Here is a 20,310-nt window from a genome sequence, read left to right on the forward strand (position 1 = left end):
AGGATCACCAATTCGTTTTATTCAGAAAATCGATGTAGCCCGGCGTAGCAACCTGATATTCTTCCAACTCTTCTTCAAGAATGTACTGTCGTCCATATTTTGCTTTCATGTTCTGCCAATCACTCCATGGGATAAACCCAACGGTCTTTTTGATCATGCAACAAACACCTGCCATCGCTCCTAATTTTTTATGGAGATCCAACAAGGCCGCCTGATTTTGTGTGATCACTGATTTTTTTAATCGATCCGTTGTGGTCATCTTTGCTTCAAAAACAATGGCACGTCCATCCCATAGAGTTCCTTTGTAATCTGGTTGAGCTTTCCCAATCGGATAAACGATCATTCTGCCATCGCCGAGTATCTGCTTCACACGAAACGGTTCAGGTGTTTTTTCAATTAAAGCTATTTCTTTTGTTCTGTAATACCAACATCCTTGATCAATCATTTTTTCAAAGATATCGCCCAAATCATTGTTGACTCTATTTTGGTATTTTCTTGAAGACATCGTTTCTACCTACTTTCTTCATTAGTTCAGTAATAAATCCTTCTTTGTCGTTTTGCCCAAATGTATCTAATATTCTTCGGTAAATGCGCTCATAATGTGCTTTATCTTCAAAACAAACGAATTGTGAATACCGATCACTCTTAACTATTCCTGTGTATGCTGAATAATCATTTAAATTGATTGATGCAGCATCGCAAATTTGCTGATTTTGAAGAAATCGGATTTCCTTTTCTTCTGATTTGATTTCCAATGTTTTAATACATGGAGAAAATTTCCCTTTGTTTTGATCATCAATGTTTAACATCAAAAAGACTTCCTGCATCATGTCGGTACAATCTGATTTATCAAAGCAGGCGACCAGATACGTTTGTTTACTTTCCATTTCTACCTCTTTCTCTATCCATCATCATTTCTGAACAGTTCGATTTTGAAATACCATCCACGATCCTCATCGTAAATTTTCAATATATCTCCTAAAATTCGGTATTGAGGAAACCTCTTAAGAATTTCCTCTGCTCCATCATCGTTGGACATACCTAATTTATTTAGTTTTCTAAATGACCAATAATCATCGTTGGTTGTTTCGTGTGGCTCTTTGAGGTTTCGACTCTTGGACCATCGCTTTTGACCTTTCTTCCACTGGCGATTTTCCCATTTCTCTTGACCTGTTAAATAATTGACCAAGCCTTGCATCCCATCTGAATCGTATTGAATGTTTTGCACTTGTCTTCGACCAAGAGGCTGTTTCTTCTTTCCTCGTCCTTTAGACCAAACACTCTCGATTGCATCCCTTGATGGTCCATTGTTTAAAACAATATGGTGATGGATTCGAGTGATATAGCCTACTTCCTCATCGTATTGATAAGAGGTAAACCACATGTACTTGAGTTCGACCCCTTCTTTCTCATAGAGTCTTTTTAGTTTTTTCAAAGTGTTTTCTTGATCACGCTTGGCATCAGAAGGCTTTTCAGGTAGAAACTGATCGGAATAAGTGAACGTGGCATAGTAATCTTTCTCTCCAAAGTTTGCATATAGGAACAATGCGGCCTTTCTTTTACTTTGGGCTTGATTCCATCTTGCTTGAGATAAGCCAGTAACTTTTTTTCTCCTACCTCGGGGTTCTCTGCATTTTCGTTCCTGCTCGATCGTCCTACTGTAAAGTCGGATTTCTTTATATGGTCCTGCTTCCACTCTGCGTTCTCTAACAAATGATTTCTTCATGACAAACACCCCAGAATTTTCTACGTCCGTTAAGTTAGTATCTAATACAAGGACGATAAAACGCCGAAATAGCAGCGTTTTTTGCAAAAATAGTCTGAGGATGGTATACTTATCTTGTCGGAGATAAGAAATACCATTCTCAGAAGTCGCCAAATTTGGCGGCTTTTTTTATTGTTCTGAAAACTGAAAAAGAACCTTTTCCTCGGTTGGTTTTCCCAGATGAAAAATATGGTGATAGAGAGTCCTTCCACGCAGCTGAAACGTCTCTACTCTCCCTCGCTCAGTTTTCGCTTCAATACTGTATACATAATTCTCTCCACGTTTCCTCATACGAACCTGCATCACAATTGCAGGCATTTTTTCCAAGTAATCGATCGCCTTTGATAACATCTACATCACCTGCAGCTTTCACTCATCTTCGAACAAATTTATCTGTCCAGAATTATTGACATCAATTGGATAAACAACTGGTTCCAATTCTCGTTTCGGTAGTCCATGATTTGATTCTGCATCGATGGTAATTCCTCGATGATCACTAGTGACTTTGATTCCAACCTTTATTGAAATCGTGCGTTTTGCTTCAATGTCCTTTTGAGTATCCTGTAAATCGGCAGTAATTGTTCGAACTTCTGCATCTAGCAAACTGCTGACTTTTGCCATCAACTTATCGGCTAACGTTAGGGCTAACTTGTCATTATTCATATTGAATTCCTCCTTTACTTACTAAATCCGGTAGCAATTTTGGAATGGCCATTTGTAACTTTTGAAACTGATCATCTGAAATAACGAAATAAAAAGCAATCGTAGGTGTCTCATCGCTATCAAATGAACGATCCTCTACTTCGCATGTCGATTCAAATTTATACCAGATAATCGACTTAATTTTTTGAGTGTATGGCTTAACATACATTCGATTAGTTGTGAAAATAATTTCTCTTTCTTTGAACATCTAGTTACCCTCCAATCATTAATAGGAAACAAATAGCTAACAAAATACCGTTTAACAATAAGCTGGCATAAGCAATCCCTTGTAATTGACGTGCTTTATACAATGGATTGTCATGGAGCGTAGCTAACCATTTTTTATTCACAAAATCCCTCCTTTCAATCTGACATGATATTTGCCCAGTTTTCTTGCAAATACTTCGCCATTTCTAAAGCATTGAATTTCCAAGGATTCCCTTTGCCTTTTGAGTAACGAACAAAACCGCCGTTTCTGACATCTAGTATTTCTCTGTTTGGATAAAGAATTTTTTCCTTTATCCAATCTTCGTCAGTAGTTTGCAGCCGTTCCTTAAGATCATCCATTGTCCATGTTTGACCCATCAAATCTTTTTTCTTTAATGATTCATATTCTTCAATCTCCACAACTTTTAAATGTGAAGGTATTAAGATTTGAATCGGTGTATTGATTTCAATGGTTTGAGACATAGTGTTTCTCCCTCCCTAATTTCTTTGTTTGCTTTTGAAGGTCAAAATGATTGATTTCTTTTTATCTTGCTCATGTACGAAATTTTCGTATTCGTTACCTAAAAAAATTTCATCATACTTGACACCGAAAGCATCAATATATTTCCTAAGCAAACTATCTTTTATTTTTGAAGAGTCTTTTTCCATATTTTGAATAGTTCTTGAAGTAACATCAAAAAGTTCAGCTAGCTCTTCCTGAGTCAAACTATGCATCACTCGCAACTCTTTTAGGGTCTTCATCCAACTTCCTCCTCATAGTTCTGTATTTGATGAGTCAAATATAATACGATTTTTTCGTATTGTCAACAAATAAATTCGTAATTTTCGTACTTATATATTTACTTTGATTCGATTTTTTCGTATAATATGAAATATAAAGAGGTGAGAACATGGATGATAAACAAAGGAATATCATTATTGCAGCAAATATAAAAAGTTTTATTAGAAAAAATAATATAACCCAAAAACAGTTAGCTAAAGAAATTGGGATTTCTCCATCAACTATGAGTGACTATATGAATTTGCGCTCTAATCCATCTCATGGAGTTATTCAAAAAATCGCTGATTATTTTGGGATTATGAAAAGTGATATTGACACTACTTACAAAGAAAGCAAGTCTTCAATAGATTCTATTTACAGCCAGTTGAATATGGATCGCCAAAAAAGAGTATATGATTTTGCTCAAAATGAACTCAAAGAACAGAAGAAAGAATTATTCACAATCGCAGCTCACTCTGACGATCCTAATATGAAGTTATCTAAAAAAGAATTTGAAGATCTAAATCTATATTTAGATGAGGCAGATAAAAAATTTGATGATAAGTAGGGTTGCAGATGGATGATTTTGAAAATCTTTTAAACAAGGTTACGACTGAAATTCCAGTTATAGAATTACCTTTAGAACAGGACACTGGATATACAGGTCTTTATAGAAACAATCGGATATACTTAGATAAAAATAAATCAAGTAGAAAAAAGAAGGTTGTTTTGGCTGAAGAATTTGGTCACCATAAAAGAACTATTGGAAATATTCTTAATTATAAAGATCCCGAGGCTTGGAAAGAAGAATGGAAAGCTAGAAGATATGGTATTGAAATTCTGATCACACTTGATGATCTCTTAGACTGTGCTTTGAATGGATGTAACAACATTTATGAATGCAGCGAACACTTGAACGTAACTCCCGATTTTTTTGAAGATACCCTCATTCACTACTTCAATAAATACGGTAAATACCATTTTCATCGCAACTATAAATTTACATTCGACAATGAGTTTATATTCGTGGAACCTATTAAAATTTTTGGATAAACAAAAAATCTTTTGGAAGTTCCCGCTCCCAAAAGATCTACTCATTTCTGAGACTGTACAAATATATTATATCAAAGAAATGAGGAAAGAAAAATGGCAAAAAGAGTTAGAGGCGAAGATGGTAAAATGTACAAGGTTAAGAAACCATTTTACAAAAGGGTTTGGTTTTGGGTATTAGCTATTATCTTTATAGCAATAGTGGGTAACGGTTTATCTGGTGGTAATAATGATTCTGCTGCCGAAAAACCTTCAAACAGCTCTTCTGTCGCAGATAAGTCGACGGATTCATCAATTAAAGAAGAAAGTTCATCTACTGTTGTTGAAAAAGAGTCTAAGCCAGAAGATAATGTTTCTAGCGAATTTAAATCTGCACTGAATCAAGCGAAATCATATTCAGATACAATGCACATGTCCAAACAAGGAATTTATGATCAGCTAGTGTCCGAGTATGGTGGTCAATTTCAACCTGATGCTGCCCAATATGCAATTGATAATATCCAAGCTGATTGGAATGCTAACGCATTGGAACAAGCTGAATCTTATTCTGATTCAATGCATATGTCTAAACAAGGAATTTATGATCAACTAATTTCTGAAAATGGCGGTCAGTTTACTGCTGAAGAGGCACAATACGCTATTGATAACATTAAAGCTGATTGGAATGCTAATGCATTGGAACAAGCGAAAAGTTATCAAGAAAGCATGTCAATGTCTCCTGAAGGTATTAGAGATCAATTAGTTTCTGAACACGGAGGTCAGTTTACACAAGAAGAAGCTGATTACGCTGTTAATAATTTAGATTAATAAGAAAAACACGTCCCTCTTCTTGGCGGTCGAGGACGTGCTGGACACAAATAAACGTAAGGCTTATTTAGTCATGCCTATTGTAGCAAAACTAAGGAGTTGAATCAATATGGCTAGTATTCAAAAGAAAGAAAACGGATGGCAGTATCGTGTCTCTTATAAAGATACTGATGGTAAATATAAAACAAAAACAAAAGGAAAATTTGCAACAAAAAAAGAAGCGCATCTAGCTGCTGCTGCTATTGAAAAGAAACTAACTGAAGGATTTAGAATTTCTGATTCTGACCAGGAGTTTTCTGTTTATTTTCGAGAATGGTATGAAGTTTATAGAAAAGGAAAGTTTTCTAAAGCAAATGATGCCGATATAGAAAAGTCTATAAAATTTGCGGAAGCAAATTTCAAAGGAATAAAACTTAAAGATTTGAATAGGAAAATATACCAACAGAAGTTGAATGAATTCGCTAAAACGCGACGAACCTCCACTGTTTCAAAAATTCACATCTATATGAAAGCAGCGATACAAGATGCACTGCAAGAAGGAATTATTTTCAAGGACCCTACTTATAAGGTTTCATCTCGTGGTGGTGTTTCAGATAAATCAGATAGAGATAAATTCCTAAGCTACAATGAAACCAAAAAACTCACAAATTCTTTAATTGATGGTATCAAACCAACATACGTATCCAGATATATGATTCTTTTAGGTATTGCTACAGGAATGCGATATGCGGAAATACTTGGATTGACTTGGAACTGTATAGATTTTGAAGATAAAACTGTTAGGGTTGAGAAGACATGGGACTATGTATACAAACAAGACTTTTCAAATACTAAGAATTACCAATCAATGCGCCTTATTACTGTTGACGACTTCACTCTTGATCTTCTGAAACAATTAAAGAAACATCAACGTGAATATTACTTTGGCAGAATACTAAAGAATGAGAAAAATCTAGTTTTTTTAAATGACGATATGGAGTTAATATCAAACTCTGCAGTAAACAAAACGTTGAAGAAACATCAAAAGAAAATTGGAATAGATCAACCTATAAACTTTCATGGCCTTCGACATACACATGCATCAATACTTATCTATCAAGGTGTTAATCTAAAATACGTTTCCAGACGTTTGGGCCATAAAAAAATTGAAACGACATTAGGTATTTATCAGCATATTCTTGATGAAATGGAACAAAAAGAATCTCAAATCGTTAGCACGACAATGGGTGAGCTATTTGCATGAATCCTTAATCTCGTGCAAAATCGGTGCAAAATAATCTTATTTTCTCTAGTTTTCTTCCACTTTCTTATATATTAAAAAACACAAGAACCCTTGATATATAAGCATTCCTTATATAATCAGGGGTTCTTCTGGTTTCTTCATAAGGAGAGTACAGGATTTGAACCTGCGCGCCGGGATGAACCGGGTCGGCGGATTTCGAGTCCGCTGCATTACCACTCTGCCAACTCTCCATAACAGTTATTTTCGCTAGTTTTATTAAAAATGTCAAGAAAAATCTGCACCCAATAAGTAATGGGATGCAGATTTTTTGTTCTTTAATCGAAGATGTAGCTATCTTTCTTTTCGATTACGCCTTCAATGGTCTCGTTGATGATTTTGATGATCTGGTCATCGGTGGGTGTGATGATACCCGCCGACATTAAGGAAGCCAAACCAGTCACAACGATCCATGCGCCATTATGTAGTGCATTTACCGCATCTTCTGAAAGATCCGCATATTTTTCTTCTGATTTGATCAAGGATTTGAAATAGGTCGATGAAAAATCATGCATCAATTTCCCCCCGCCATAGTCGTCGATAAAAAGGGCGATGTAGAGATTGTGCTGCTCTTGAGCGAAGCGTATATAATTCAGGCCTAAATCAACAAGTTTGTCTCCTGTTCGAACAACTGGAAAAACATTTTCCGATAAATCTTTGAAAACAGCCTCCACCAAGGTATTTTTTAAGTCCTGCATATTTTCGAACTCAAGATAAATCGGTTGAGTAGAAATTCCCATGTGCTTAGCGATATTCCGGGCCGTAAAATTGCCAAAACCTTCTCTATTGATCAGTTCATAAGCGGCCTTCAAAATGTGTTCTCTTGTATAGACCTTCCTTCGCATCAATAAATCCCCCTTTTTATATTTATTTAATTGTAACCGAGATATTCATTTTTTTAAAATAAAACACTCCATCCGTTATCTTATTTCTATTCACTTTGTTCATTAAAAACGAATGTTTACTAATTAAAAGAAGTGCTTCTCCTTTCATTTATCACAAAAAATCCTACGCATTGGCTGCTAGTTATTTTTCAAATCTACTTTTCTTCCTTGTTGAAAACTCGCTGAAATTGTACACTAAGAATGTAGTGCGCAAATTCGATTGAAAAAGGAGTTTGGAAATGGCTGAATCAAAAGAGCTATTATTGGAGACCTGTTTGTTGGCAGGAAAAATCATGATGGAAAACGGCTCGGAAGTCTATCGAGTGGAAGATACAATGAATCGAATTGCAGCAAATGCCGGGGAGCAAGGCAGCATTAGTTATGTAACAGCAACTGGACTTTTTATGGGCTTACGCAGTAGCCACTATGCACAAGTAGAAAATGTTCATGATCGAGTCATCAATCTCGAAAAAATTGTTGCCGTCAACGGATTGTCCCGTGCCTATGCTGAAAAAAAAATCTCGTTAGTGGAACTGCACGAGGCATTAAAAAAGGTCAATCCAACGACACCAAGTTTTCCTTATTGGCTGCAGGTGTTTAGTGCGGGCGTGGTCAGCAGTACTTTAATGATTATTTTCGGCGGTGCTTGGTTTGATTTTCTAGCAACGTTTGTCATTGGCTGTCTGGGATTTTTATGCGCCTATTGGGTCAAAAAAGTCATCGATATCCGCTTTTTGGATATGTTTTGCGCCTCTTTACTGATCGGTACTTTGTCTCTTCTAGCGGTCTCTCTTCATGTCGCACAAAACGTCGATAATTTGATTATCGGTGCCGTCATGCCCTTAGTTCCTGGTGTAGCGATCACCAATTCCTTTCGGGATATTTTGGCAGGCCATCTCATCAGTGGGACTGCTCGGGGAACTGAAGCTATTTTCACAGCTGCCGCGATCGGTGTTGGCATCGCCACGGTCTTCACCTTATTTGGAGGGATCTCATGACGATTTTTATTCACCTTTCCTTTAGCTTTTTAAGCACCGTGACCTTTGGTATCTTGACCAATATTCCTAAAAGAGCCTTAGTTGCAACAGGCATCGCTGGAACGGTTGGCTGGATGATCTATTGGTCATTGAAAACGATTGGCTACGGTCTAGGCAGCGCCAACTTCTTAGCCGCATTTGCCGTCGGTTGCGTCAGCATCTTTTTTTCCCGCAGAAAAAAAATGCCCATGATCATTTTTAACATTCCTAGCCTCGTTCCTCTCGTACCGGGTGGTCCTGCCTACAAAGCCGTTCGAGAATTCGCTTTGGGCGACAACTTTGTCGGCTTTGAAAATCTGATGATCGTTGTCATCACCGCTGGGGCGATCGCTGGAGGCTTCATGATGACGAGTGTGGTTGAAAAGATCGTTAATCGTTGGCAAATGAAGCGAACGAAAAAACATCCCTCAGATAAAAAAATCTCCTGAAACTATTGGTGCGCAGAAACTATAAATTTTTCTTATTTCAGACTTTAGTACAATGTTTTCTTTTCGGACTTCTTTTATAATAAAGGCATACCTTACAAAACTGTTTGACGTTTGTCATTTGTTTTACTGGATTTTTCTGGTCTCACCCCGTATAGTGGGATTATGAAACATAAAGGAGATGAAGTCCTGTGAGCATAGCAACTTCTCGTCGTATCATTAATACGATTTCTATTATTGGCTTAGGTTTATCTATCGCATTAACGATCTATTTTATCAATCTAGGTGTTTTCAAAGACATTAATGCACTGCGAGGTCTAGTTGGAAATTCCGTTATCTTAGGACCAATCGTCTTTATCCTTTTGCAGATCTTGCAAGTAGTGATCCCGATCATTCCCGGTGGTGTCTCCAGCGCTGCAGGTGTGTTGATTTTCGGTCCTTATCTAGGATTCGTTTATAACTATGTAGGAATCAGTATTGGTTCTGTCATTATTTTCCTGCTAGGCCGACGATACGGTAAACCATTCATTTTAAGTATGATCAGTGACAAAACTTACGATAAATATATTGGCTGGTTAGATAACCAAAGCCGATTTGAAAAACTTTTCGCCCTTGCAATCTTTCTACCAGTCGCCCCAGATGATGCCCTTTGTCTAATGGCTGGCTTGACCAACATGACAGTGAAGAAATTTACGCTGATTATTTTGTTGGCAAAACCTGCTTCAATTTTCTTGTACAGCATGGCTTTGATTTATGGTGGAACATTCTTAACTGGTTTGTTAGGCGGATAAGAAAAATAGGTAAGAAAAACGATCAATTCATTGAGCCGAACATGAAGGAGCTGCTTTTCATACAGGGATCTATACCTGTGGCGAATGTGCTTCTGAAACTGTTCGACTCTTTTTTTCCGCCTTTTTAGAATAAATAGGAACCAAAATACTTACTTTTGTTAGGATGACGACAATGAATTATTTAAAAAACAGCTTAGTCAACACTTGGGATTTTTTGAAAGACAGCAATGCCTACTTCCGTGATGTGTTACTGATGCACGGTGCTTTGTTGTTCTTAGTGATCCCAATCTTATCGGCTTCCACCAAGTTCGTCTTAAAACGTGGGGGCTTGCCTTACCTTTCTTTTGATAATATTGGCAGTATCTTTACCGACCACCCAGTCGTGCTGCTCTCATTAACACTGATTTTACTTTTGATTTTATTAGCCGTCTTTTTTGAGTTTACTTTTTTGCTGCTAAGTGTCTATTTTATTAAAAAGAAACAGCCGATCAGCTTGCGGCAATTGTTACGGATGACTGTTTTGCAGTTGCGTAAATTACGGCCGATGACCTTTTTATTTTTCCTGTTTTACTTCTTACTGATTTTACCGATCGGTGGGTTGAGTTTTAATTCTGATTTACTCGCAAAAATCAAAATTCCCGCATTTATCATGGATTTCATTTTTGCCAACCGTGTCTTGATCATCGGGGCAGTGCTGTTGGTTTATGTTTTGTTGATTTACTTGGGGATTCGCGTGATCTTTGCCTTGCCAGAAATGATATTACGTGATCTGCCCTTTCGAAAAGCGATCAAAGAAAGCCTCCAAGTAACAAAACGCCGTTTTTTTGCCATCGTTGGACAATTTGTCTTTATCGGTGGCAGCATCTTGTTGATTTCGACACTGGGCTTCACTTTGCTGATTACCATTCAGGCGGTGATTGAAGTTATTACACCGAACTATGCGTTGTATAGTGCTGTTTTTATTATGACTTTCTTGCAGTTTATCTTGTTACTGAATGTCATTTTATCGACGGTAGCCATTTTTTACATCATCGTTGATTTCATGGATGATGAAGGCTTTTTACCAGAGATTCCTTCATGGTTCCACCAAGAACCATTGAACCAGCGTCACTTCTTAGGTCTAAAAAGTTCGTTGTTTACCTTGGTAACGGTGCTTTTCGGTGTCGGTGTTAGTCTATATAATATGAACTATCTGACTTCAGCTGCTTCGATCCATCCGGTAACGATCTCCCATCGAGGGGTCAGCGACGGACAAGGGGTCCAAAATTCTCTTGAAGCACTACGCTTTACTAGCGAGAAGTACCAACCGGATTATGTTGAAATGGACGTCCAGCAAACCAGTGATGGTCATTTTATTGTTTATCATGATTTTTCTTACCGTCCGTTGACAGGTGGTCATGGCAAACCAGAGCAATTGCCTTTGAGTTACGCCGAATCACTGACAGTTTCGGAAAACAATCAGACAGCGCGTATTCCAACCTTTGATGAGTACTTGGCACTTGCCAACCAATTGGACCAAAAACTGCTGGTGGAGATCAAAACGCAGCGAAAAGATACCGCGGAACTTGTAAATGCCTTTTTAGCAAGATATCAAGAGGACCTCCTTGCAAATGGTCATATTATGCAAAGTCTCTCCTATACAGTTGTTGAGGAATTAAAGGCTCAGGCGCCTCAATTGATTTCAGGTTACATCATGCCCTTCAATGTCGTGGGGCCACCACTGACCAGTGCTGATTTTCTGACGATGGAATACAGTACGATCAACCGCAACTTCATCGCTTCTGCCCGAACCGATGGCAAGGAAGTGTTCGTTTGGACCCCGAATGATGCGGATACTATCAGCCGGATGCGTTTTTACGGGGTGGACGGGATCATTACTGACCAGATGGAGATCTTAAATGAAGAGTTGAGTGTGACGGAAGAAGATATGACTTATTCAGACAAACTATTGAATTTTGTGATCGGCGTTGGCTGATCTCACACGAAGAAAAATGCTGCTCACGGTGTTCCGTTGAGCAGCATTTTTTGCTAGTTGGTTAGGCAACGTTCGTTTGCGTACAAATTTTATTGAAACTGACGATCATCCGACGATTACAAGCTTCTACTTGTACTTGATCTTCTTCTTCATAACTTGAAACGACGATCAACGCCGTATTTACGTATAGTTTTTCCACCACACCAATCAGAGGCTTGCTGGCCCCGACAGGTTGGCAGACATATTTTTCACCGATCGTAATATTCTCCATATCCTCACCTCAACCGTTTTCTTTCTTAAAGATATAATAACAAAAAAGCATCAAATTGAAAACGTTTTATTTCAATTCATCACGCATTTGTCACCAAGAAATGACAGTTTCGTTCGTTGAAACACACTGGTTTGTTCGTGCCACTTCTTAAAAAGCATTTTATACTAAAGGAAATCAAAAGGAGATGAGCCAAATGCCAATTATTCAAACCTGTATCTTTGGACTATTGTCTGCTGCGTTGCTTTGGGGATTAAAAGAAGACCGCTGATTTATTGGCCCAACGAACTAGTAACACAACAAATACGAAAATAAAACAACGCCTTGAGCCAATCAGACTGGCTCAAGGCGTTTCTTTATCGAATTATAGACGTTCGTTCAATTCTTTTGCAAGATCTTCAAAACCTGGTTTGCCAAGTAAGGCGAACATGTTTTTCTTGTACGCTTCAACCCCTGGTTGGTCAAATGGGTTCACGCCATTTAAGTAGCCAGAGATACCCACAGCGATCTCAAAGAAGTACATGGTGTAACCTAACGTGTATGCATCCATTGTAGGAATTTTTACTAACAGATTTGGTACATCCCCATCTGTATGTGCAAGTAATGTTCCTTCAAAGGCTTTCGTATTAACAAAATCAACTTCTTTTCCTTCTAAGTAGCCAAGACCATCAAGATCTGCTTCTTGTGTAGGGATCGCAATTGATTTGCGTGGTTTTTCAACTTTAACAACTGTTTCAAAGATATTGCGACGGCCTTCTTGGATGTATTGCCCAAGAGAATGCAAATCTGTTGAGAAGTTTGCACTTGAAGGATAGATCCCTTTTTGGTCTTTTCCTTCAGACTCGCCGAATAATTGTTTCCACCATTCTGAGAAGTATTGCATGCCTGGTTCGTAGTTGATCAGCAATTCGGTTACTTTGCCTTTACGATAAAGGATGTTACGCATTGCTGCATATTGATACGCTTCATTTTTTTCAAGGTCGTCACTTGCGTAAGCATCGCTAGCATCTGCAGCCCCTTGCATCAAGGCATCGATATCCGCTCCGCTGGCAGCTATTGGTAATAAACCAACAGCAGTCAATACAGAGAAACGGCCGCCGACGTCATCTGGAATCACAAAGGTTTCCCAGTTTTCAGCATCTGCTTCAACTTTTACTGCACCTTTCGCTTTATCCGTTGTTGCGTAGATCCGTTTGTTGGCTTCTTCTTTGCCGTATTTTTCAATCAAACGTTCTTTGAAAACACGAAAAGCGATCGCTGGCTCAGTAGTTGTTCCTGATTTTGAGATCACATTCACAGAGAAGTCACGGTCACCGATGATTTCGATCAAATCTGCTAAGTATGTTGAAGAAATCGAATTACCTGCAAAAAAGATTTGTGGTGCTTTGCGTTCTTCATTTGGTAGCAAGTTAAAGAAAGAGTGATTTAAGAAATCAATCGCTGCTTTCGCTCCTAAATAAGATCCGCCGATCCCGATCACGACTAATACTTCAGAATCAGATTGAATTTTTTCAGCCGCTTTTTTGATACGCGCAAATTCATCTTTGTCATAGTTTTTAGGAAGGTCGATCCAACCTAAAAAGTCGCTACCAGCACCTGTTCCTTCGCGTAATTGTTTGTCTGCTGCTGTAACTTGACTTTGCATGTAGCTCAATTCGTATTCGTTCACGAATGGTGCTACTTTCGAATAGTCAAACTTGATGTGTGACATGATTTGTCCTCCTTGAAAAAATAGTTTTTCATACACTACCTACTTTACGTTTTTTTTCAACTTTTTTCAAGTAATTCCTGATAGGTAGCCTGTTGGGTGATTTTAGACAAGTCCTTGAGCAAACATTGCTTTAGCAACTTTTTCAAAGCCTGCGACGTTCGCACCTAACATAAAATTATTTTTTTGATCGAAGGTTTCAGCAGTATCACGGCATGCTTCATAGATCGACTTCATGATATCGTCCAATTTGGCATCGACTTCAGCTTTTTCCCATTGCAGTCGTTGGGAGTTTTGACTCATTTCTAACGCAGAAACGGCTACGCCGCCAGCATTGGCTGCTTTTCCTGGGCAGTAGAAAATTCCTTCTTCAATAAAATATTCTGCTGCTTCTAATGAGCTAGGCATATTCGCGCCTTCAGAAACGACCCGGACACCATTGGCTTTTGCACGTTTGGCTTGTGAGAGATCAATCTCGTTTTGGGTCGCGCAAGGAAAGGCTAATTCCGCTGGTGTATCAAAATCCCAGACAGATGCCCCTTCATGATATTCGGCTGATGGACGTTCCTTGGCGTAAGCCGTCAACCGTTCACGCTTCACTTCTTTGATCTCTTTTAACAAGGCCAGATCAATGCCGTCTTTGTCATAGATAAAACCAGAGGAATCAGAACACGTGACAGGGATCGCACCTAATTCTTGCAATTTCTCAATTGCATAGATCGCAACATTGCCGCTTCCAGAAACGATCGCTTTTTTGCCTGCAAAGGTTTCACCTAGGTCTGTCAATAAATGCTTAACGAAATACACGGCGCCATAACCCGTTGCTTCTGTGCGGTTTTTACTGCCCCAGAAGTCTAATGGCTTACCAGTTAAAATACCAGCATCGTATTGTTTCAATCGTTTGTAGGCACCAAACAAATAGCCGATTTCTCGGCCTCCGACACCAATGTCGCCAGCAGGAACATCTAAGTCAGGTCCGATATGTTTTGACAGCTCCGTCATAAAGCTTTGGCAAAAACGCATCACTTCGGCATCGGATTTGCCTTTTGGATCAAAATCACTTCCGCCTTTGCCGCCGCCGATCGGCAGACCTGTCAAGCTGTTTTTGAAGATTTGCTCAAACGCCAAAAACTTCAAGATACTCAAGTTTACACTTGGGTGAAAACGCAAGCCGCCTTTGTAAGGCCCCATTGCCGAGTTGAATTGAATCCGATAGCCACGGTTTACTTGCCAGTTGCCTTGATCATCTTGCCACGGGACTCTGAATTGGATAAAACGTTCTGGTTCAGTTAAGAGTGCAAGGATATTTGATTCAATATATTCTGGATGCTCCTCTAAAAAGGGAACGATCGTAGGCAAAAATTCATCAATTGCTTGAAGAAATTCCGGTTGGTGTTGGTCTTTCTCATGAATCTTCGCTTGAATTTCTTTCACGTAAGCTGAAGCTTTGGTCATAGTGCATTACCTCCTTTAAGATATTTTCTATTTTAAAGAAATTTTCTGAAATTGCACGCTTTTTTTTAGAATTGTCAGAATTTTTTATTATTCGAAAAAAATCGACCAATCCTTTCAGCACTCATAGCCGATGTGTTACAATCCCAAAGAGGTGAAAAGAATGGAAAAAACCTATGATGTCATTGTTGTTGGTGCAGGTACGAGCGGCATGATGGCTGCGATCACTGCTGCCAAACAAGGTGCGCGGGTGTTATTAATCGAAAAAAACAAAAAAATCGGCAAGAAATTATTGATGACTGGCGGCGGACGCTGCAATGTAACCAATAATCGGCCGGTAGATGATTTAGTTGCTCATATTCCAGGAAACGGCAAGTTTTTGTATAGCACGTTTTCTCAATTCAATAATTATGATGTAATGGCGTTTTTCGCAGACTTAGGTGTCGTCTTAAAAGAAGAAGACCACGGACGGATGTTCCCTGTGACGAACAAATCAAAAACCATCGTCGAAGCGTTGCTTCAAGCAATCAACGATCATCACGTCACCCTATTGACGAACACAGTCGTCACAAAGCTGATCCATGACGGCAGTCAAATTCGCGGCGTGCGAACCGAAACCGATGAGTTCTCTGCCCCTAGTGTGATTTTGACGACAGGTGGCCGCACCTATCCTTCCACGGGCGCAACGGGGGACGGCTATAAGATGGCAAAAAAAGTCGGCCATACCATTACGCCACTTTATCCAACCGAATCGCCGCTTGTTTCAGAAGACTCCTTTATTCAAGAGCGGACGTTGCAAGGCATTTCCTTGCAAGACATCACGTTGAGTGTCTTGGATCAAAAAGGAAAGCCCATCGTCGCCCATACCATGGATCTTTTGTTTACCCACTTTGGGTTATCTGGTCCAGCTGCTTTACGCTGTTCCTCTTTTGTGAACCAAGAATTGAAAAAGCAACAACCCGTGACGGTTGTTCTGGATTGTCTGCCAGCAAAATCCCATGAAGCCTTGACCCAGGAATTGATTCAGTCTGCGGCTTCGAAGAAACAATTGCCGAATGCTTTAGCTGGCTTTTTGCCTGAGCGCTTGATGACCTTCTTTTTGCAGCAGCTAGACCTGCATGAGCTGGTTGCTGAAAAAGCCTCACCAGAACAGTTGGCTGCGCTCGATTCCTTGATCAAAGGCTTTTCAGTCACTATCGTTCGCACGTTCCCGTTAGAAAAGTCTTTCGTGACTGGTGGCGGGGTCCATCTGAAAGAAATCAATCCAAAAACCATGGAGAGCAAGAAAATCAACGGCTTGTATTTTGCTGGTGAATTATTGGATATCAATGGGTATACAGGTGGTTTCAACATTACAGCAGCGTTTTGTACTGGACATGTTTCAGGGAAAAACGCAGCAGAAACAGCTAGTTATTTCAGTTATTGATCGATGACCCAGGTGTTGGCAGCAATATCCTTGCCGTTGCTACCAACACCTGGGTCTCCTCTCTTTTTGCTTATTAGTTGGGTTTTTCTCAAAGTAGGCGTAGACTAAAGATAGCAAGATCGAGGGAGGTTTTTTTAATGAAACGAATTTCAAGAGGTAAATTTGAACGAATGCAAAAACTTTCAAATGAGGATGGTGTGATTGCCGCACTAGCGATCGACCAACGTGGTTCCATGAAAAAAATGATGAAGGCGGCAACTGGACCGGATGACTTTACGATGGAACACATTTATGAATTCAAGCAGTTGGTTTCCCAAGAATTGACCAAATATGTCAGCAGTATTTTGTTAGACGAGGAATATGGCTTCTTAGGGATCGAGGCAAAGAATCCCAACGCTGGCTTGATCCTTTCCTATGAAAAAACAGGGTATGATGTCAATACGCAGGGTCGTTTGCCAGAAATTCTACCCAATGAATCGCTGCAGCGCTTAGTGAAAAAAGGGGCAGATGCTGCGAAAGTCTTGGTTTATTATAATCCAGATGAACCGCAAGAGATTTTAGATACCAAACATGCGTTTTTAGAACGTTTAGGTACGGAGGCACAAGCGGCCGATATTCCGTTATTTGTAGAGCCAATCGTTTACGACGATGAGATCACAGATGACAAATCACCTGCTTTTGCCAAGATCAAACCGAGCAAGGTCATCCGAACCATTCAGGAACTGACGAAAGATCACTACCATATCGATATTTTGAAAGTCGAAGTACCGGTTCAGTTCGACTTAGTTGAAGGTTTCCAAAAAGAAGGCTTAGAGGCCGTCTATACGCAAGAAGAAGCCGCCAATTACTTCAAAGAAGCTAGTGACGCTGCGACGCGACCATTTATCTATTTGAGTGCGGGTGTCCCAGCGAATGTCTTTCGCGATGAATTGACCTTTGCTGGTCAACATGGTGCTAAATTCTCAGGAATCTTAGGTGGACGAGCAACTTGGCGCGATAGTGTGGAAATCTATGGGAAGCAAGGCGCCAAAGCATTACTGGAATGGCTGGACACCCAAGGGAAAGAAAATGTTGAAGAATTAAACGCCATTCTAAAACAATATGCCACTCCATGGTTTGACTTTTATGGTGGTTTAGAAAATATTGAGGTTTTCGATATTGAAGTAATGGAATAAAATAGTACAAAATAATCCCCGTGAACGGCATTTCAAGATGGTTCACGGGGATTTTTTATTCGTGTTCAGGTGCCAACAAATCGGCAAAGACCGCCCTAGTCAATTGTTGCAACGCTTGTGGGGCAAGCCCCATCTGCAACCCGCGCTTTCCTGCAGAAACCACGATTTCTTCCAGTGTCTCTGCCTTATGATCAATATAAGTAGGAAAGAGCTTTTTCATCCCGATCGGCGAACAGCCGCCGCGAATATAGCCAGTCGTTTCTTCTAAATCTCTCAGATGCAGCATCTCTACTTTTTTGTTTCCACTGACTTTGGCTAACTTTTTCAGATCCACTTCTCTGTTTCCAGGAATCACAGCCACCAGCGGACCTGTTTTGTTGCCCACTGCCACCAGCGTTTTGTAGATGGCTTGCGGGCGTGCTAGTTGCACAGCGACGGATTGCGCATCGAGATGGTCTTCCGACCACTCATAGGTGTATTCGTTATAAGCGATTTTCTGTTGTTCTACTTGACGGATCGCATTGGTTTTTTGTTTCTTCTTCGCCATTTTATCCCTCTTTTGTTTTGGTTTCTTTTAAGAGAAGGCCTTGGCTGGTCTTACTCATTGAGTGAAAATTCTTGTAAGTAGTTGGTCATTCGTTCGATCGGTATTTGTCCAGGTGCTGAAGCACCTTGCAACGAAGCAAAAGTAAAGACCGAACCAGTCAATGCCCCACTAACCCGGCTGATTTTCCCCAGCTCCCCCATCGACATGATCGCCAACGGCAGTTGGTTGAAGCCACGCGCTTTAGTAATGATCCCCATCAAACGTAAAACATCTTGGACTTGCTTGGGCATCATCGCTAACTTGCCAACATCGGCACCAAATTGATTCATTACGCCGATCTTTAAAATCAACACAGCATCTTCTGGCGTTTTCTCAAAATCATGATTGCTCAATATCAGCTTTACCTGTGCCTTTTTGATTTCTTGAATAAAGGCTCGACCTAAAAATTCAGCTTTCTCTAATTCGACATCGATCCAATCGATCAAGCCTGAATCAGCAGCAGCTAAACACAATTCTTTGTACTGGGTCAATGTGAACGCTCGCTCGCCTCCTTCTTCCAAGGTTCGAAAAGTGAAGAGCAGCTCTTTGTGCTTTAATGTCGTGCGAATATGTGATAACGCATCTAAGACCGCTTGCTGGTCTTCGACATGTTTGTAATGATCAACACGCCATTCGACGATCTGTGCCTCTGATTCCTCAGCAGCAATGGCTTGTTTCAAGATCTCTTCATTGGTTTTCCCAATCAATGGCACACAAATCAACGGTGTTTTCCCGTCTAACGTTACTGGTTTTGATCGGCTCATCTACTTCACTCCTTTTTCATTTGATAAAAGAATACTTTCAGATAGTTCCCTTCGGAAAAATGCTTATCTACCGCAAAATCAGCTGGTAGACGATAACTTTGAATACATTCATAAGCAACGTGTGCTTTCTCTAAGGATGCTTCGATCATTTCTTGAAACTTCCTCGGTGAAAGATTGGCCGCATTCGTTGAGGCGATCAACAAGCCATCAGGCGCTAAAATCGCCAAACTATCAGTGACTAAGTCGCCATAATTTTTCGCAACCGAGAAGACCTTTTTCTTGTTGCGGGCAAAACTCGGCGGATCTAAAACGATCACATCAAAGCGCAAGTCTTTTTTGCTGGCATAATTGAAGTAATTGAAAACATCCATGACATGGATACGCTGGGTATCTGGATCAATGCCGTTGACTGCAAATTGTTCGCGGGTCTTTTCTAGACTGCGTTTTGCCAAATCGACGCTCGTTGTTTGAGCAGCGCCACCGACAGCAGCAGCGACAGAAAACGCCCCCGTATAACTGAACATATTTAAAACCGTCTTGCCAGCTGCCAAGCCATCAACAAGTTGCCCACGAACTTCTTTTTGATCCAAAAAGATGCCCGTCATTAGTCCTTCGTTCAAATACGTCGCATACGTGACGCCATTTTCCTTCACCAGTAAGGGTTCAGGTGCCGTTTTTCCATAGACCCATGCTGATTCAGGCAGTTCAGACGTAAAGCGGATTTTTTCATAAGCCCCTTTGATCTCGGGAAATATTTGACGAAAAGCCGCCACGATCGCTTTTTTATGTTGATAAAGGGTGGCATTGTACCAAGAAAAAACGACATACTCGCCATACAAATCTACGGTAAGTCCCCCCAATTGATCCCCCTCGCCATTAAACAGACGAAAGGCATCTGTCAGGTCATCTTGATAGTAAGCAATGCGTTTGCCTTTTGCTTTCGCAAAGCGTTGCGCAAAGAATGCTTGGTCGATCACTGTTTCTTCAAAGGATACGACCCATCCGATCCCTTTATTTTGTTCCCCAAGATAGCCGACACCTAAGAAATGGTTGGCCTGATCAATAAAGGTGACCCACTCCTTCGTCTCGATTGCTTGTTGAAGATCTTCTCGTTGGATCAACGGATTCTTTTTGCGAAGCTTCGCTGATCCTTGCTTCGTTAGTTTTATTTTCATGTTCATCTGCTCCATTCATTCTCCTTTTTAGTATAGCAAAAAGCGACTGTATT

At 40.0% G+C, this 20,310-nt stretch carries 25 protein-coding genes and 1 tRNA gene; 10 read left to right on the top strand and 16 right to left on the bottom strand.

Annotation, left to right across the window (positions count from 1 at the left end):
* Positions 1-4 precede the first annotated feature (4 nt).
* The 8 genes from IGI71_RS12095 to IGI71_RS12130 form a co-directional block, all read right to left on the bottom strand.
* A complete protein-coding gene (locus IGI71_RS12095) occupies positions 5-505 on the bottom strand; it encodes a Holliday junction resolvase RecU (RefSeq protein WP_413135697.1) in 501 nt (166 codons plus the stop codon).
* Positions 480-887 (bottom strand): hypothetical protein, encoded by a 408-nt coding sequence (locus tag IGI71_RS12100; protein WP_430615756.1) that lies wholly within the window; start codon positions 885-887, stop codon positions 480-482. Before IGI71_RS12100 ends, IGI71_RS12095 begins: the two co-directional genes overlap by 26 nt.
* Positions 888-901: 14 nt before the next feature.
* Positions 902-1,726 (bottom strand): rolling circle replication-associated protein, encoded by an 825-nt coding sequence (locus IGI71_RS12105; RefSeq protein ID WP_228074165.1) that lies wholly within the window; start codon positions 1,724-1,726, stop codon positions 902-904.
* A gap of 408 nt (positions 1,727-2,134) precedes the next feature.
* Positions 2,135-2,428, bottom strand: coding sequence for a hypothetical protein (locus IGI71_RS12110; protein ID WP_413135700.1), 294 nt, complete (start codon positions 2,426-2,428; stop codon positions 2,135-2,137).
* Positions 2,421-2,675, bottom strand: a complete 255-nt coding sequence (locus tag IGI71_RS12115) for a hypothetical protein (RefSeq protein WP_430615759.1) — start codon at positions 2,673-2,675, stop codon at positions 2,421-2,423. The genes IGI71_RS12110 and IGI71_RS12115 overlap by 8 nt, the downstream gene beginning before the upstream one ends.
* A 4-nt stretch (positions 2,676-2,679) precedes the next feature.
* The gene (locus IGI71_RS12120; protein WP_179190645.1) at positions 2,680-2,817 is read right to left on the bottom strand and encodes a hypothetical protein; all 138 of its coding nucleotides are present in this window, start codon (positions 2,815-2,817) and stop codon (positions 2,680-2,682) included.
* A gap of 13 nt (positions 2,818-2,830) precedes the next feature.
* Positions 2,831-3,157 carry a DUF771 domain-containing protein gene (locus IGI71_RS12125; RefSeq protein WP_041120560.1) on the bottom strand — a complete coding sequence of 109 codons (327 nt, stop codon included), beginning with the start codon at positions 3,155-3,157 and terminating at the stop codon, positions 2,831-2,833.
* 15 nt (positions 3,158-3,172) lie between these two features.
* On the bottom strand, positions 3,173-3,436 hold the full coding sequence (locus tag IGI71_RS12130) for a helix-turn-helix transcriptional regulator (protein ID WP_142964690.1): 264 nt from the start codon (positions 3,434-3,436) through the stop codon (positions 3,173-3,175).
* A gap of 149 nt (positions 3,437-3,585) precedes the next feature.
* Between IGI71_RS12130 and IGI71_RS12135 the strand changes: the two genes are divergently transcribed.
* The 4 genes from IGI71_RS12135 to IGI71_RS12150 all read left to right on the top strand — a co-directional run bounded on the left by IGI71_RS12135 (position 3,586) and on the right by IGI71_RS12150 (position 6,555).
* Positions 3,586-4,023 (top strand): helix-turn-helix domain-containing protein, encoded by a 438-nt coding sequence (locus tag IGI71_RS12135; RefSeq protein WP_413135702.1) that lies wholly within the window; start codon positions 3,586-3,588, stop codon positions 4,021-4,023.
* An 8-nt stretch (positions 4,024-4,031) separates the two neighbouring features.
* Positions 4,032-4,508 carry an ImmA/IrrE family metallo-endopeptidase gene (locus IGI71_RS12140; RefSeq protein ID WP_413135703.1) on the top strand — a complete coding sequence of 159 codons (477 nt, stop codon included), beginning with the start codon at positions 4,032-4,034 and terminating at the stop codon, positions 4,506-4,508.
* Positions 4,509-4,601: 93 nt separating this feature from the next.
* Positions 4,602-5,312 (top strand): Ltp family lipoprotein, encoded by a 711-nt coding sequence (locus IGI71_RS12145; protein ID WP_154694573.1) that lies wholly within the window; start codon positions 4,602-4,604, stop codon positions 5,310-5,312.
* A 109-nt stretch (positions 5,313-5,421) separates the two neighbouring features.
* Entirely contained in the window at positions 5,422-6,555 is a 1,134-nt protein-coding gene (locus tag IGI71_RS12150) for a tyrosine-type recombinase/integrase (protein ID WP_154694574.1), read from the top strand.
* A 142-nt stretch (positions 6,556-6,697) separates the two neighbouring features.
* On the opposite strand, the gene IGI71_RS12155 is transcribed toward IGI71_RS12150, so the two are convergent.
* Both IGI71_RS12155 and IGI71_RS12160 read right to left on the bottom strand, forming a co-directional pair.
* Positions 6,698-6,785 (bottom strand) — tRNA-Ser (locus tag IGI71_RS12155).
* 84 nt (positions 6,786-6,869) lie between these two features.
* Positions 6,870-7,436, bottom strand: coding sequence for a TetR/AcrR family transcriptional regulator (locus IGI71_RS12160; protein WP_010749693.1), 567 nt, complete (start codon positions 7,434-7,436; stop codon positions 6,870-6,872).
* A 278-nt stretch (positions 7,437-7,714) separates the two neighbouring features.
* Between IGI71_RS12160 and IGI71_RS12165 the strand changes: the two genes are divergently transcribed.
* The 4 genes from IGI71_RS12165 to IGI71_RS12180 all read left to right on the top strand — a co-directional run bounded on the left by IGI71_RS12165 (position 7,715) and on the right by IGI71_RS12180 (position 11,703).
* A complete protein-coding gene (locus IGI71_RS12165) occupies positions 7,715-8,473 on the top strand; it encodes a threonine/serine exporter family protein (protein WP_010749694.1) in 759 nt (252 codons plus the stop codon).
* The gene (locus IGI71_RS12170; RefSeq protein ID WP_016608602.1) at positions 8,470-8,940 is read left to right on the top strand and encodes a threonine/serine exporter family protein; all 471 of its coding nucleotides are present in this window, start codon (positions 8,470-8,472) and stop codon (positions 8,938-8,940) included. The genes IGI71_RS12165 and IGI71_RS12170 overlap by 4 nt, the downstream gene beginning before the upstream one ends.
* Before the next feature lie 188 nt (positions 8,941-9,128).
* A complete protein-coding gene (locus tag IGI71_RS12175; RefSeq protein ID WP_005229140.1) occupies positions 9,129-9,728 on the top strand; it encodes a TVP38/TMEM64 family protein in 600 nt (199 codons plus the stop codon).
* Positions 9,729-9,900: 172 nt separating this feature from the next.
* The gene (locus IGI71_RS12180) at positions 9,901-11,703 is read left to right on the top strand and encodes a glycerophosphoryl diester phosphodiesterase membrane domain-containing protein (RefSeq protein ID WP_231435077.1); all 1,803 of its coding nucleotides are present in this window, start codon (positions 9,901-9,903) and stop codon (positions 11,701-11,703) included.
* Between the two features lie 61 nt (positions 11,704-11,764).
* Here IGI71_RS12180 and IGI71_RS12185 read toward each other — a convergent pair whose 3' ends face one another.
* From IGI71_RS12185 to gdhA, 3 genes are all read right to left on the bottom strand, one after another.
* Positions 11,765-11,974: a hypothetical protein gene (locus tag IGI71_RS12185; RefSeq protein WP_231435078.1), complete on the bottom strand. Its 210-nt coding sequence runs from the start codon at positions 11,972-11,974 to the stop codon at positions 11,765-11,767.
* Between the two features lie 361 nt (positions 11,975-12,335).
* A complete protein-coding gene (locus tag IGI71_RS12190) occupies positions 12,336-13,682 on the bottom strand; it encodes a glucose-6-phosphate isomerase (protein ID WP_005229134.1) in 1,347 nt (448 codons plus the stop codon).
* A 102-nt stretch (positions 13,683-13,784) separates the two neighbouring features.
* Complete coding sequence (gene gdhA, locus IGI71_RS12195; RefSeq protein ID WP_010749697.1) at positions 13,785-15,134, bottom strand: NADP-specific glutamate dehydrogenase; 1,350 nt, start codon at positions 15,132-15,134, stop codon at positions 13,785-13,787.
* A gap of 160 nt (positions 15,135-15,294) precedes the next feature.
* Between gdhA and IGI71_RS12200 the strand changes: the two genes are divergently transcribed.
* Complete coding sequence (locus IGI71_RS12200; protein WP_231435079.1) at positions 15,295-16,557, top strand: NAD(P)/FAD-dependent oxidoreductase; 1,263 nt, start codon at positions 15,295-15,297, stop codon at positions 16,555-16,557.
* Positions 16,558-16,694: 137 nt separating this feature from the next.
* Positions 16,695-17,732 (top strand): tagatose 1,6-diphosphate aldolase, encoded by a 1,038-nt coding sequence (locus IGI71_RS12205; protein ID WP_231435080.1) that lies wholly within the window; start codon positions 16,695-16,697, stop codon positions 17,730-17,732.
* A gap of 55 nt (positions 17,733-17,787) precedes the next feature.
* Here the strand turns inward: IGI71_RS12205 and ybaK are convergent, their stop codons facing one another.
* From ybaK to IGI71_RS12220, 3 genes are read right to left on the bottom strand one after another with little or no spacing between them, the layout of a single operon-like run.
* Positions 17,788-18,279 (bottom strand): Cys-tRNA(Pro) deacylase, encoded by a 492-nt coding sequence (gene ybaK, locus IGI71_RS12210; protein WP_010749699.1) that lies wholly within the window; start codon positions 18,277-18,279, stop codon positions 17,788-17,790.
* A gap of 50 nt (positions 18,280-18,329) precedes the next feature.
* On the bottom strand, positions 18,330-19,082 hold the full coding sequence (gene aroD, locus IGI71_RS12215; protein ID WP_005229128.1) for a type I 3-dehydroquinate dehydratase: 753 nt from the start codon (positions 19,080-19,082) through the stop codon (positions 18,330-18,332).
* A 5-nt stretch (positions 19,083-19,087) separates the two neighbouring features.
* Positions 19,088-20,257, bottom strand: coding sequence for a class I SAM-dependent rRNA methyltransferase (locus IGI71_RS12220; RefSeq protein WP_010749701.1), 1,170 nt, complete (start codon positions 20,255-20,257; stop codon positions 19,088-19,090).
* Positions 20,258-20,310: the final 53 nt, after the last annotated feature.

Origin of the sequence: Enterococcus sp. DIV1279b, assembly GCF_050531515.1 — a bacterium.
In the GTDB taxonomy this organism is placed as follows: domain Bacteria; phylum Bacillota; class Bacilli; order Lactobacillales; family Enterococcaceae; genus Enterococcus_D; species Enterococcus_D casseliflavus.